This window comes from Malonomonas rubra (assembly GCF_003247215.1).
Lineage (GTDB): Bacteria > Desulfobacterota > Desulfuromonadia > Desulfuromonadales > Geopsychrobacteraceae > Malonomonas > Malonomonas rubra_A.
The window spans coordinates 1-12,949 of sequence record NZ_QKAP01000149.1 but is presented as its reverse complement, the minus strand read 5'-3'; the positions used below and the strand labels follow the sequence as shown (position 1 = coordinate 12,949).

General features: G+C 51.2%; 16 protein-coding genes and 2 riboswitches. Of the genes, 15 read left to right on the top strand and 1 reads right to left on the bottom strand.

Features of this window, described 5'->3' with window-relative positions:
* Positions 1–52: 52 nt before the first annotated feature.
* The 8 genes from Q7J88_RS15135 (at position 53) to cobI (ending at position 7,305) form a co-directional block, all read left to right on the top strand.
* Complete coding sequence (locus tag Q7J88_RS15135) at positions 53–976, top strand: OmpA family protein (RefSeq protein ID WP_303723073.1); 924 nt, start codon at positions 53–55, stop codon at positions 974–976.
* 12 nt (positions 977–988) lie between these two features.
* A riboswitch (cobalamin riboswitch) is annotated at positions 989–1,182 on the top strand.
* A gap of 68 nt (positions 1,183–1,250) precedes the next feature.
* A riboswitch (cobalamin riboswitch) is annotated at positions 1,251–1,468 on the top strand.
* 92 nt (positions 1,469–1,560) lie between these two features.
* Entirely contained in the window at positions 1,561–2,553 is a 993-nt protein-coding gene (locus Q7J88_RS15130) for a sirohydrochlorin cobaltochelatase (RefSeq protein WP_303723072.1), read from the top strand.
* Positions 2,540–3,424: an ABC transporter ATP-binding protein gene (locus tag Q7J88_RS15125; RefSeq protein WP_303723071.1), complete on the top strand. Its 885-nt coding sequence runs from the start codon at positions 2,540–2,542 to the stop codon at positions 3,422–3,424. Before Q7J88_RS15130 ends, Q7J88_RS15125 begins: the two co-directional genes overlap by 14 nt.
* The gene (locus Q7J88_RS15120) at positions 3,424–4,164 is read left to right on the top strand and encodes an ABC transporter permease (protein WP_303723101.1); all 741 of its coding nucleotides are present in this window, start codon (positions 3,424–3,426) and stop codon (positions 4,162–4,164) included. Before Q7J88_RS15125 ends, Q7J88_RS15120 begins: the two co-directional genes overlap by 1 nt.
* On the top strand, positions 4,161–5,111 hold the full coding sequence (locus Q7J88_RS15115; RefSeq protein ID WP_303723070.1) for an iron ABC transporter permease: 951 nt from the start codon (positions 4,161–4,163) through the stop codon (positions 5,109–5,111). Before Q7J88_RS15120 ends, Q7J88_RS15115 begins: the two co-directional genes overlap by 4 nt.
* Positions 5,104–5,841: an ABC transporter ATP-binding protein gene (locus Q7J88_RS15110; RefSeq protein ID WP_303723069.1), complete on the top strand. Its 738-nt coding sequence runs from the start codon at positions 5,104–5,106 to the stop codon at positions 5,839–5,841. Before Q7J88_RS15115 ends, Q7J88_RS15110 begins: the two co-directional genes overlap by 8 nt.
* Positions 5,792–6,574 carry an ABC transporter substrate-binding protein gene (locus tag Q7J88_RS15105; RefSeq protein WP_303723068.1) on the top strand — a complete coding sequence of 261 codons (783 nt, stop codon included), beginning with the start codon at positions 5,792–5,794 and terminating at the stop codon, positions 6,572–6,574. Before Q7J88_RS15110 ends, Q7J88_RS15105 begins: the two co-directional genes overlap by 50 nt.
* Positions 6,574–7,305, top strand: coding sequence for a precorrin-2 C(20)-methyltransferase (cobI, locus tag Q7J88_RS15100; RefSeq protein ID WP_303723067.1), 732 nt, complete (start codon positions 6,574–6,576; stop codon positions 7,303–7,305). Before Q7J88_RS15105 ends, cobI begins: the two co-directional genes overlap by 1 nt.
* Before the next feature lie 131 nt (positions 7,306–7,436).
* Here cobI and Q7J88_RS15095 read toward each other — a convergent pair whose 3' ends face one another.
* Positions 7,437–8,720: an OmpA family protein gene (locus tag Q7J88_RS15095; RefSeq protein ID WP_303723066.1), complete on the bottom strand. Its 1,284-nt coding sequence runs from the start codon at positions 8,718–8,720 to the stop codon at positions 7,437–7,439.
* A gap of 231 nt (positions 8,721–8,951) precedes the next feature.
* Between Q7J88_RS15095 and Q7J88_RS15525 the strand changes: the two genes are divergently transcribed.
* The 7 genes from Q7J88_RS15525 (at position 8,952) to Q7J88_RS15060 (ending at position 12,573) form a co-directional block, all read left to right on the top strand.
* Entirely contained in the window at positions 8,952–9,251 is a 300-nt protein-coding gene (locus tag Q7J88_RS15525) for a hypothetical protein (RefSeq protein ID WP_369682058.1), read from the top strand.
* A 37-nt stretch (positions 9,252–9,288) separates the two neighbouring features.
* Entirely contained in the window at positions 9,289–9,624 is a 336-nt protein-coding gene (locus Q7J88_RS15085; protein WP_303723065.1) for a cupin domain-containing protein, read from the top strand.
* Between the two features lie 339 nt (positions 9,625–9,963).
* Entirely contained in the window at positions 9,964–10,404 is a 441-nt protein-coding gene (locus Q7J88_RS15080) for a hypothetical protein (protein ID WP_303723064.1), read from the top strand.
* Between the two features lie 126 nt (positions 10,405–10,530).
* A complete protein-coding gene (locus Q7J88_RS15075) occupies positions 10,531–10,953 on the top strand; it encodes a gamma-glutamylcyclotransferase (protein ID WP_303723063.1) in 423 nt (140 codons plus the stop codon).
* 15 nt (positions 10,954–10,968) lie between these two features.
* Positions 10,969–11,151: a 4-oxalocrotonate tautomerase DmpI gene (gene dmpI / locus Q7J88_RS15070; RefSeq protein WP_303723062.1), complete on the top strand. Its 183-nt coding sequence runs from the start codon at positions 10,969–10,971 to the stop codon at positions 11,149–11,151.
* 272 nt (positions 11,152–11,423) lie between these two features.
* Entirely contained in the window at positions 11,424–11,936 is a 513-nt protein-coding gene (locus Q7J88_RS15065) for a M23 family metallopeptidase (protein WP_303723099.1), read from the top strand.
* Positions 11,937–11,946: 10 nt separating this feature from the next.
* Positions 11,947–12,573, top strand: a complete 627-nt coding sequence (locus Q7J88_RS15060) for a LysE family translocator (protein WP_303723061.1) — start codon at positions 11,947–11,949, stop codon at positions 12,571–12,573.
* The last annotated feature ends 376 nt before the right edge of the window (positions 12,574–12,949 follow it).

Here is a 12,949-nt window from a genome sequence, read left to right as displayed (position 1 = left end):
ATGAAGGCTTTGTAGACACAAATGAAATTCTGTCTTGACAAAGGAGACTGAAATGAAAAGATTTTTTCTGCCAGCGATGCTCTGCCTGTCACTGCTGCTCGGTGCCTGCGTCGGTAAAAACACCTATGAGCAAAAGGTTATCGAAGCCGACCAGTTAACTAAAGATGTGGCCCAACTCAACAGCAATCTGGATATGCTACGTCAGGAGAAGAGTGATCTGGAGGATGAACTGTCGAAGTTGAACGCGCGCCTTGTCGAAGTGCTGCAGCAGAATTCGAAACTGCAACGCAACCTGCTGGCCGCCAACGCCGAGCAGGAACGTAAAGAGGGAGACATCAGCCGCCACCAGCAGCAGATCAATGCCCTACAGGACCAGTTGAGAGATATGCAACAGACCAACGACAACCTGCTGGCGACCATCGAAGAACGTCAGGCGACAATTGATGAACTCAAGCAAGAGGTAGAAAAAGAGCGGATTGCTAAAGAGGCAAGACTGGCGAAGGTCAAAAACACCTACGATCAGCTGGTCAGTGCCTTGGAACAAGAGATCAAACGGGGCGAATTGACCATATCCAACCTAGAAGGGCAGCTGTCGGTCAACATGCAAAACAAGATCCTCTTCGACTCGGGCAAGACCGAAATCAAAAAAGAGGGGCAGAAAGTTCTGCAAAGTCTCGGCGATGTGCTGAACAAATTCCCGGACAAAGCTCTTTTGATTGAAGGCCACACCGACAACGTTGGCATCAGTAGTCGCCTGATCGACAAGTTCCCAACCAACTGGGAGCTCTCAACCGCTCGGGCAAACAGTGTCGTCCACTTTCTGCAGGACAAGGTTGGACTGCCAGGCGAGCGCCTGGGGGCAGCCGGATACAGCGAATACCGGCCGGTCACCAGCAACGAAGACGAAGATAGCCGCGCGCAGAACCGCCGCATCCAGATTCTGCTGGTCCCTTACCAAGAAAAGACCAGCGAATAGCTTGACTCCGGCTGAGACTGCCTGTATAACGATCTCACGAAAATGATCGAAAGTCCGGCCAAGGGAAGAGGGGTGTAAGTCCCCCGCGGACCCGCCGCTGTGAGCGAGGACAACGGGCCAGAAAGCCACTGACAAACAGCTGTCGGGAAGGCGGCCCTAAGGACGATTCGCGAGCCAGAAGACCTGCCGAGACCAGTAGCCCAGCGATCACTCCCCGGGATATTGGGAGGCTGGAAGAACCTACGCTTCAAAAAACGGATGAAGCCTGTTGTCGAAATTGTTTTTCGCGACAGGCTTCTTTTTTTGTGCGGTATCAGATGTAAGGAAAGTGAAGTGCAAAGCTCCCGCGGACCCGTAGCTGTAACGGGAAACTGAATTTTTCGATGCAATACCCACTGCCGGATGCTCCGAAAGGACAAAATCTGGTCGGAAGGAAAAAAGGTTCGGGCCGATCCCGAAGCCAGAAGGCCTGCCTGAGAACCTAAACAGCCGTAGATGGCAAAAACAGTCGGAGGGGCTGGGTGTGCCCAGGCCATCGGTGTAATCGCCAGAGGCCTTTTTCGGACCACGAGGAAGAGACGAAAATGTTGCACCGCACCCTGAAAACCCTGTTATCGTTAGCCCTGATCAGTCTGCTACTGAGCGGAGGAAGTTTGGCGATGCAATCCGATAATAACAAAACCGAAAAAACCGCCATCGTAGTGGCTGCCTTCGGGACCACCTATCCGAGCGCAGTCAACTCGCTGCAATCAATTGTCCGCGACATTGAATCAACCTACCCGCACACCCCGGTACAAATGGCCTTCACCTCCAACATCATTCGCAAGAAATGGCACAGCCGGGCTGATGATCAAGAGTACCGCAACGCCCACCCCGAAGTGCCAGACTATTTTTACAACGTCAAAAACGTCCTCGGTGCCATGGCCGACTTGCAGAACCAAGGTTATAAGACCATCGTCGTCCAGCCGACCCACCTGACCCACGGCGAGGAATATCTGGATGTCGAAGCTTATGTCGAGGGGCTGCGCTCGATCAAAACCTTCAGAAAAAGTTGGCAACCCTTCGACAAGATTGCTCTTGGCCGCCCGCTGATGGGCAGTTGGGGCCCGCGCTTCCCCTACCCTCAAGATATTGAAGAACTGGCCCAGGCACTAGGAAACGATGCCAAGGCAACTGAGAAACAGAAAGCAACGCTGGTCTATATGGGGCACGGCAACAAACTGCTCTCCACCGCCCTCTATTATGAATTTGAGCTGGAGATGAACAAGCGCTACCCTCAGGTCAAAACAGTGGTCGGCCTGGTCGAGGGACATCCCAGCTTTGACGAGGCTATCGAGAAGCTGAAAAATGGCAATAATAAAAAACTGCTGCTCAAGCCACTGATGGTAGTCGCCGGCGATCACGCAACCAACGACATGGCTGGTAATGAAGAGGATTCCTGGAAAACTCGGTTGCTGGCAAAGGGCTATCAGATCACCCCCGTCCTAGAAGGGCTAGGAGACAACCCGGCAGTGCGTCGAATGTTCATTAATCACCTGCAGGATGCCGCCACGGAGGCCGGGATTGAGCTGCGCTGAGGTCACAAGCTGCAACGAGCGCCCCTGCGAGATCGAAGTAGTGGGCCTCAGCCGCTCTTTCGGAAAAACCGTCGCGGTTGACCGGATCGACTTCCGGGTCGGCCGCGGCGAGTTGTTCGCTTTTCTTGGACCGAACGGCGCCGGCAAAACCACCACCATCAACATGCTGACCGGCCTACTTAAGCCAGACAACGGCAAGGTGCTTTACCATGGCGAGTTGTTCGACCCAAAGCGTCTTACCGTAAAACAGCTGATCGGTGTAGTACCACAGCACAACAACCTTGATCCTGAGTTGACCGCGGCTGAAAACCTGTTGATCCATGGCCGCCTGTTCGGCATGCGCGGCAAACAGTTGCAAGAGCGGATTGCCACCTGCCTCAACTTTGCTGATCTAACCGCCAAACGAGACATTCAGGCTGGTAAACTATCCGGCGGCATGAAGCGTAAACTGGTGATCGCCCGTGCCCTGCTCCACCACCCGGAGGTCCTGTTTCTCGACGAACCGACTGTCGGCCTCGACCCGCACAGCCGCCGAAAAATGTGGGCCTTCTTGCGCCGCATTAACCAGGAGCAGAATTGCACGGTCTTTCTCACTACCCATTACATCGAGGAAGCGGATACACTTGCTGACCGGGTGTTAATCATCGATCAGGCCAAGCTCGTCACCGGCGGCACGCCAGAACAACTGAAGGCGGCGGTCGGCAACTATGTGCTCGACATTTACAATGAAGAGGAAATTCAGAACGAATTTTTCCAAACACGCCCAGCGGCCCTGCAGCGCCTTGAACAGCTCGACACCTCAGTTCGCATCCGTGAGACCACCTTGGAAGATGTTTTCCTGAAGCTAACCGGCAAGAGGATCGAACCGTGATGCTGCATGGTGTTCGCGGCATCTACCTGCGCGAGGTTCTGATCCTGCGTCACAAGTTGCTCAAGACAATGTTGGCTTCGGCTGTTTCCCCTGCCCTGTTCCTGCTCGCATTCGGTTACGGTGTCGGCCGTAGTGTCCAGGTCGCAGGCAGCGACTACCTCTCTTTTCTGCTCCCCGGCCTTCTTACTATGACCAGCATGAATCAGGCCTACGGCATAGCTACCGAGATCAACATCTCCCGCTTCTACTTCAAAGTGTTCGAGGAGTACCTGCTGGCACCGATCAAGCGCTGGGAGATCATCCTCGGCGAAACTTGCTACGGCATCACCAAAGGCTTTATCCCGGTACTGATTATCGGCCTTTACTCACTGCTGACGGGCGTCAGTTTGAACTTCGGACCGCTGTTCCTGCTATCTCTTTTACTACACCTGACGATCTTCGCCCTATTCGGCTTCATCGCGGCGATGATTGTCAAGAACCACGCCGACCAGGCGACCATCAACGCTTTTCTGATCACACCAATGATGTTTTTATCGGGCACCTTCTTTCCGGTCGAGAAAATGCCGCTGGCAATCCGCGTAGTCGCTAGCATTTTTCCGCTGACCTACAGCACGCAATTGATCCGGGCAACGTTAACGCCGGGTGCAGAAGTGAACTACTGGCTGTTCGCCGTGCTGTTGTTAATTCTGGGCATTCTATTCATGATTGCCAAACGGATTGTAACGAAGGTGGAAATTTGAAAAAACTGCTGTTCACCATATTTCTACTGGCGTTGGCCGCCTCCTGTCTGATCGGCTCAACAGCGATCAACCCGCTCAACGCCTCACCGGTCGAACGCGACATCCTACTCGGCCTGCGCTTACCAAGGGTGCTCTTCTCCGCCGTGATCGGGGCCATGCTCGGCCTCTCGGGAAGCATCTACCAGCTGACCCTGAAAAACCCCTTGGCCGATAGTTTCACCACCGGCGCGGCCAGTTCTTCGGCACTCGGCGCGGTGCTGGCAATCGCCTTAGGGTTGCCGCTGCCGCTGGTGCCGGTGATCGCCCTCACCACTGGCCTGGTTGGCCTTCTAAGCGTCTACCGCCTATCGAAGACCAACGGCATCATCAATCCGGTAACCATGATTCTCGCCGGGGTGGTAATAAATGTCGTCGCCTCGGCGGTGATCAGCTTTGCCAAATATTTCTTCGAGGACTCCCTCTCCTCGATCGTTTTCTGGTTGATGGGCGGCTTCTTCGTCGTCGACTGGGGCAAGCTGCTGTTCTGCGCGCTGGTACTGCTGGTCACCTACATCCTGTTTATCGGCAAAGCCCTACAGCTCAACCTGCTGGCGTTCGACGAGCACTCTGCGCAGAGCCTCGGCATCAACGTCGACCGGCTACGCACTGTCTCCTTTATCGTCGCCACTGCCCTTGTCGCTGTAGCTGTCAGCAACACCGGCATCATCGGCTTCGTCGGCCTGATCGTACCGCATATTTCGCGCAGCCTGTTCGGCAGCGATATGCGTCAGAACCTGTTCTTCTCGACCCTGTTAGGTGCGCTATTGCTCGTTCTGGCCGATGCGGCAGCCCGCTCGATTATCCCCGGCGGCGCTGAGCTTCCGGTGGGGATAATCACCGCCCTTCTCGGCGGACTTTTCTTCCTCTATTTGCTGCGAACTAGGCGCGAGAGGTTCTGGCATGGCTGAGTTGAGAGTGGAAAACCTGAACTTCTCTCGCGGCGAATTCAATCTTCAGCTCGATCGACTGACAATTAAGCCCGGCGAAAAAGTCGTTATCCTCGGAGAAAACGGCAGCGGCAAGAGCACCCTGCTACAGCTGCTTTGCGGGGTGTTACACGGCATGGGGGAAATTTTTTACGACAAGAAACCGCTACAGAAAATCCCTGTCAGCGAGCGGGCAAGGATCTTCTCGCTGCTGCCGCAGTTCTCTGAGGTGATCTTCCCCTTCTCCGTTGAGGAAGTGGTGCTGTTTGGCCGCTTCCCGCATACCGATGGCAACCGCTTCAGTGACGAGGATAAAAAGATCAGCGAACAGCAGTTGGTACAGCTCGACCTGCTCCACCTGCGCGAGCGCCAGTTCAACCAACTCTCCGGCGGCGAAAAGCGCCGGGTAATGCTGGCTCGGGTGCTGAATCAGGAATCGCCGATCATCTTCCTTGACGAACCGAACTCCAGCCTCGACATCCGACATACACTGGAGATTTTTGAGCTGATCAACAGACGGGAGGAAACCGTCATCTCGCCGGTGCACGACATCAACCTGGCTGAGCGATTTTTCGATCGTTTCCTGCTGTTGAAACAGGGGCAGTTATTGGCTGACGTGAGTCGCGAACAATTGACCCCGGAGCTGTTAACGGAGACCTACAATGTGGTTGTTACGAGCGGCGCTCCTGCTTTTACTTTTCAGCACCAGTAGTTTAGCCGCCCATCGGATTGTTCTCCTCGCTCCGGCGGCGGCAGACATCATCGAAAAGCTTGGGGCGACAGAACTGGTGGTCGGCAAGACCCGCAACGTCGCAGAATTTCCCCAGGCACAGAAGGTCGGGTCGCACATCCGCCCTAACCTCGAGTTGATCACTGCCCTCAACCCGGACCTACTGATCATTTCTTCCAATAAGTTTTTTTCCGAAGAGATGGCAGCCAAGGTGAACGCCAAGTTATTTAACTATAGCCCGGACCGCTTGGATGAAATTCTTGAGCAAACTCACAAACTAGCTTCTCTCATTGGAAGAGAAGATCAAGCGCTACGGTTGATCGAAAAACAGCGACAGAAGCTGAAACAACTGCGACCACTGCAAAAGCCCCCGAGAGTGATGTACGAAATCAGCGAAGTACCCCTGACCATCGCCGGCACGAGCAACATCATCGCCGACATCATCACAACAGCTGGCGGCGAGTTGGTCACTGGTGGCAACCGCAAGCTGTTGCGCTTCAACCCGGAAGCGGTGCTTACCCTGCAGCCCGATATCTATATCTGGCAGATCGGACCGATGAACCAGCAGCCGACCCCGCCGACCAAGCGTGGGCAGTACCAACGATTGAATGCCGAATATCTGCAGGTCGATCAACTGCAATATTCGCGTGCCAATACCCAGAGTTTCGACAACATATTGCAACTCAACAGATATTTTCAGGAAAGACAGAAATAATGCATGCACAGCCCGGACATTTTTACGCCATTGGCATCGGCCCTGGCGCTCCCGACCTGTTGACCGTACGCGCGGTCATGATCATCGAATCAGCCGACATCATCCTCACTCCCCAAGCCAACGGAAGTAACCGATCCTTGGCATTGAAGGCGATCGAACCCTATCTGCAAAATCAGGAGGTGATGACAGTCAACTACCCGATGCAGCGCAACGAGGCGAACACCAACGAGCGATGGAAAGCGGTCGCCAGTGATGTGGTTGAAAAATTGCGGCAAAATAAATCAGTAGCAATGATTACGATTGGCGATCCACTCATTTTTGCTACCACCAGCTACCTTCTCTACAGCCTCACCGAAAGCCTGATGGAAGAAAATATCCACATCATTCCCGGCATCAGTGCCTTTCAGATTGGCGCCAGCAAATTTCACGATCCACTCACACTGCAGGAAGACCGCTTGACCCTAATGTCTGCGACCGACCTTGCGGCGGTCGAAAACGCTCTCGATCACTGCGAAACGCTGGTGCTCTACAAAGCCGCCGGTGTGATCGAGGAGTTACTGCCGCTGCTGAAAGTACGCGGGCTACTCGAATCTAGCAAGCTAATAAGCTCTGCCGAGCAGGGAGAGGGAGAGCTGTTGCTGAACAATCTCTCCACTTGGCAGCCCCGAGAATTGAGCTACATGACAACTATGATCGTGCGGATCGGCAACCGTAGCTGGTTAAACAAATAGGCGTCACTGCCTCTCCTACATTATGGCCGCCCACTATCTGGTTGCATGCAGATTGAGCCGGAGGCGTAAAAAAAGAGAAAAGCGGGAGCCTTTTGGTTCCCGCTTTTCTCTTGTGTATCGGCTTTAAAAAGCTATTCAGGCAAAATCACACAGCAGATCACCTCGACGCGACGATTCTGGTAGCGCCCGGCGGCGGTATCATTGCTGGTCGCCGGCCGAAGCTCACCGTAGCCTCTGACCACCAACTTCTTCTCAGAGACATCGTAGTTATTGATCAGATAATCCCTTACCGCCATCGCCCTGCGGACCGAAAGTTTCTGGTTATACGCCTCGCTCCCTTGGCTGTCGGTATGCCCGGCAATCAGCATATAAGGAATCTCGCTGTAACGTTTGATATAAGCCGCAGCCTTGTCGAGTTCCCCACTAAACTCGGGCTTGATATCCGCCTTGTCAACATCAAAGTTGATATGCAGGGTCAGCTTCAGAGTGCAACCAACTTCATCGACCATTTCGCCACGCGGAGTGTTGGGGCACTGATCTTTATCATCTGTCACACCATCGCCATCGCTGTCTTTCGACAATGAACAGCCGACTGCATCAACCCTGTCTCCTCTCGGCGTGTTGGGACACTGATCCTTGTCATCGGTCACACCGTCGCCGTCACTGTCTTTCGGTGCCATCTTCATTGGGGTCGGTTTCGGTTTGGCCTCAGTCAGGAAGATGTCATCAACAAAGCCTTGCAGTTCCTCTGCCTTACACACCTCGGCAGCTGTCACCGCTTCGCCACACTGACTAATATCTGCAAGGTTCTGTAGCATTTCCAGCCCAGCACCATTATTCTCGTTTCCGATAGCAATGGTGTAAATACAGATATCCTCGCCAAGCATCCCTTTGATCTGCTGCGCCGCAGCTGGGGCATTGTCCATGTGTAGGCCATCGCTGACAATGATCAGTGCCGATTTTCCACCGACCGCTTTCAGATCATTGCCGGCCGCCAACAACGCGTCAGCCATGGGAGTACCGCCGCCCACATAGTGAACCTTACCCAGCGCGGCGTGAAAATCGTTGCGATTATAACCGCTCATGCCATAGAGCAGATCAGTCAGATTGGCTGATTGCGCCGAACTATGTCCAATACTGCGCAACCCGCCTTTGTATTTAAGATCGGTCGGAATCGCCTGATTGATACGGCCCACTATCGAGCGAGCAACGAGAAAATCTTCTGGGCTGCCGTCAGCCATACTGAGTGAAGCATCAAGGATCACCTGGAAGTTATCGATCTTCGGCACATACTTATCCCCCACAATCCGGGGGGTGGAATCGAGAGAAGCTAACGGGGGCTCAGCGATAGGCGCGCAACTGACCACCAGCAGAAGTAAACTAGCAACAAACAAAATATTTTTTGCAATTTTCATCTAGCGTCTCCCTTCCAGAAGATATTAGTCACAATAACCTACTGTAATCACATGACTTTTAACTTAACAGCAACACCTGACAAATCAAGCCTCGCAGTACTTTATTTTTTATTAATAAAGATAATCAAGGATTTCGATAAAGATTTCAGGCACTATTCAAATTCAGATTGACATCAGCAAAAAAGAGCGAATAAAGTTGTTATCGTTCATGATTTTCCAATGGAGGGAAGCATGCAACTGGATCAAAAACAAATCCTTAACAGCCGACTGAGCTGTACCGCTCGGATGGCTGTTTCCATTTCTACTCCAAAGGAGCGGTCTAAAGACGACATGCCTCCGCCGCTTGAACACGGGAGCGTAAACCATCGGAGTCGGAATATCCCGATGCCAAAGCAGTTGTTAGATGGCGCGGATATCTGTTCCCGTTTTGAGAAGGTGAGTGGCAAGGGAATGCCGAAACGTATGACAACGGGTAAATTTGTCTATCTTGGCTCAACAAATCTTTTGCCTGACTACCCGTTGTGGAACTGAATGACAGTGATTCCATTCACATATGCGGAATTGAAAATTGAAAATAACCTCAATTGATAGCACAGTAAAAACGGAAGTTTCACACAACCCCAAAATAAAGAAACATGTACTGGTCGCAAATGACGAGGTCGTAAATGTCACTAATTTTTCTCTGGCGGTCTTCCCACCTGGAGAAATTGCTTGTGCACACAGCCATTCTGACATGACGGAAATTTTTTGGGTGGAGTCGGGACAAGGTGTTATTACCGTAAATGCAAAGTCAATCCCCTTGGAGGCCGGAATGTGTGTGACGGTTGAGCCAGAGGAAAAACATGAAATAAAAAATACTGGTTCAATCGATTTGGTTGTTTTGTGTTTTGGCATTAAAGCCTAACCTAGGCACCCTCCATGGGAGGCCACTAAAGCAAAAAAAATTTCAAATATGAAAGACTTCTCCTTTCACCATCAGAAAACACTTGCGTGCAATTGATGCCGTGTGGTGTAAAATCACCCTGCGCAGAAAGCATGCTCTTATGACCTGGCGTTTCTCGCCAGATAGCTGGGTCTCTATTAGCCGACAGGAATATCAGCCCTGTCAGTAAATGGATTGGCTTTAAAGGCGGTCTGTGCTAGATTGAAGAACGTTAACAAAATTACCTCGGTAGTCGGAACTTCGGGTTACCACTGCTCAATTAGGAACCATTTTGTCAAGCCAGCAAGAAGAAGAGGGACAATGAGTTATTCAAAAAAATTAAAAGAACATTGGTTGATCTCTGCCATTTTATTGTTAGGGGTAGTTTTGGGTATGACATGGTTGATATCTGTCAACCAGATGGGAACAAAAAGTAGGATAGAAACTTCAATAGAAGTTTCTGGGACTCAGTCCTCCGACATCTCCAAAATTGATAATAACCCAAACAATGAGACAACAGTCCTGAAAAAAGGGGCATCATTTACCAGTAAATTTGGCTTCAATATTTACATATCCAATTCAAATGACGAACTTAAAAATGCTGCCTTCTTTATCAGTTTAAAAGATCAAAAAGATAAAAATTTTAGAAACATCGGGATAGGTCAAAAAGTTAAGATAATTTACGACAACAATAGCTACTCAATTGAAATTAACGATATCAGAGATAGTTTAGTTGATATTACAATTCGTAAAGATGCGTAACTGCATCATCGTAAGAAATAAACATTTAAACTAAATTTAAAACCAACAGTAACTTAGTGCTGCATAGCAGCAAAGTTCTCTCAGAAATAAGTAGCTAGTGAATACAGTCGATCAAGAGGCGACATTTTGGAAGAGCCTGAACTCGACTACATCTTTGTCTATGGCACATTGCGCAAGGATCTTTTCCCGAACCGAAATGAATTGCTCGCCGATCGTTGCGTTTTTTTTTGCAAAGGAACCTTTCAAGGTCTACTTTTTGAAATCGACGGTTACCCAGGTGCCATCGAATCAACCAACCGTTCAGATCAGGTCGTGGGAGAAATCTACCAAACTCGCACCATAAATAGGGTATTGAAAAAATTGGATGATTACGAACAGTGCAGTGTCACGCATCCACAACCGCATGAATATTGCCGCAAACATTTGCCGATCAAGACACAGAGCCAACAAGTATTGAAAGCCTGGATCTACGTTTATAACCGCCCCGTTATAAAGCGAACGAAGATTGAGTCAGGCGATTACCAAGACTTCATAGCTGTTCACGACTGACAAAAGGAGGGCAGGATGCCCCAAGTCAACATCGAAGGGCCTGCCATCGATCTCGAAACGAAACGAACTCTCGCCGAAGAACTGACTGCGGCAGCCTGCAAGGCTTATAGCCTGCCAAAGGAAACCATCGTCGTCATCTTCAAGGAAAACAAACCGGAAAACCTCAGCGTTGGGGGACAACTGATCTGCGATAGATAGTCCTTAACAAATACCCGAGTTTGGTGCGATATGAAAAGATCTCTGACCCAAATCTTGATCTTCTGTAAACTTATTTCAGTATCCAAATCACCAGCAATTACCTTCAAAAAAAAGGTTCCGACCCGGTTCGGGGCAATGGAACCGGCCAGCGACTTGGCCCTTGACTACCCGAAAGAAGCGCTTTGTATTGAAATATCCTCTCCGTATGGCTCGCCTACGCGCTATGACGGTAGCAAACGGCCCGAACACCGTTTAGAAGCAAACATGGCGGGATAGACCTTAGCTTTCCGGGCGGCACACCGCTACGGGAAATAGCGGATGGAACTCTGCTCATCAAAGGCAAGGGAGGGCAAATGGAAGGTTATTACCTCTGGCTCCAACCCTCCCCAGACGATACCGATATCGACTGTTGGGTCTACAGCAAGTATCAGAACTTGGACAAACGCCCCCTCTTAAACCCGGGGGAACAGATAAAACACGGACAGGTGATCCCTTATTCTAGCAAGACTGGAACCACAGATGGACATTATGGCAAATCCGGCTATCCCCACCTGCACATATCGACAATGAAGGCCGCGAGCGATAAACATAAAATCATTGGTTCCCAGATGATGACAAAAAACTCTACCCTATTTGACCCGCTCCAGATGTTCATGGGGATACAGGCCCAAGACCAAATGGCAAAGCAGACCTATCAGCTAAAGCTACCCTACGCCGTGCCCGATGAACGTATCACACCGTCAGAAAGCAGAGTCGTCTGGCCAGTCTATTGCCAACAGCAATAAAGGGCGCATCATGTTCACCATAGAAACCTTGCTCACCTTTTTCACCGCCTCGGTACTGCTCGGCCTAGCGCCTGGTCCGGACAACCTTTTCGTCCTCACCCAATCGGCAATACGTGGGCAAAGTGCCGGGTTTGCGGTGACATTTGGCCTCTGTACAGGCTTAATCGGTCACAGCCTAGCAGTCTCGTTCGGCGTTGCAGCGATCTTCCAGACCTCGGCAGTGGCGTTTTCGCTCCTCAAATATATCGGTGCCACCTATCTGATCTATCTGGCCTGGTTGTCGTTCCGGGCGTGCGCCGAAGATATTGTTACAAAAGAGAATGGGGAGCTAAGCCGTTGGAAACTTTATCGCCGCGGCATTATCATGAATATCACCAATCCGAAGGTATCGATCTTCTTTCTCGCCTTCCTGCCCCAGTTCGCTGACCCGATTCGCGGTCCAATCTGGATTCAGTTACTGCTGCTCGGCGGACTCTTCATCGTCGCCACCATCCTAGTCTTCGGCAGCATCGCCCTGCTGGCTGGTTCGCTTGGCCAATGGCTAAACAAATTCCCTCGCACCCAAACGGTGATAAACAAGTTGGCAGGCACAGTCTTTTTAGGCCTAGCGCTGAAACTAGCAACTGCGGAACGGTAGCCTCCGCCCCCCTTCTATTTCGCCCAGTAAATCGCTCGTGCGTATCGACTCCCAAAAAGTATTAGACAGATCACTTTATAGCTCAGCATAGCCAAGCCGAATAACAAATCGAGTAGGGCGAGGTGAGCATCAATCGAGTAGGGCGAGGTGAGCATCGCTGTTCACCTCGTCCCTCTCACAGAACCGTGCGTACGGGCCTCGTACACGGCTCCTGCCCATTCTTATATCTGCAAAAAAACCCAAAACAGGTAATCAGATGCAACCAGAAGAGTCCCTTATTTGTTCTACCGGCCATTAGACTCTGATTCGCCCCATACTTGCATTACCTGCGCTTCTCGCCTCGGATTAATCCGTAACGCCTGCGGTTCTTGGCCCG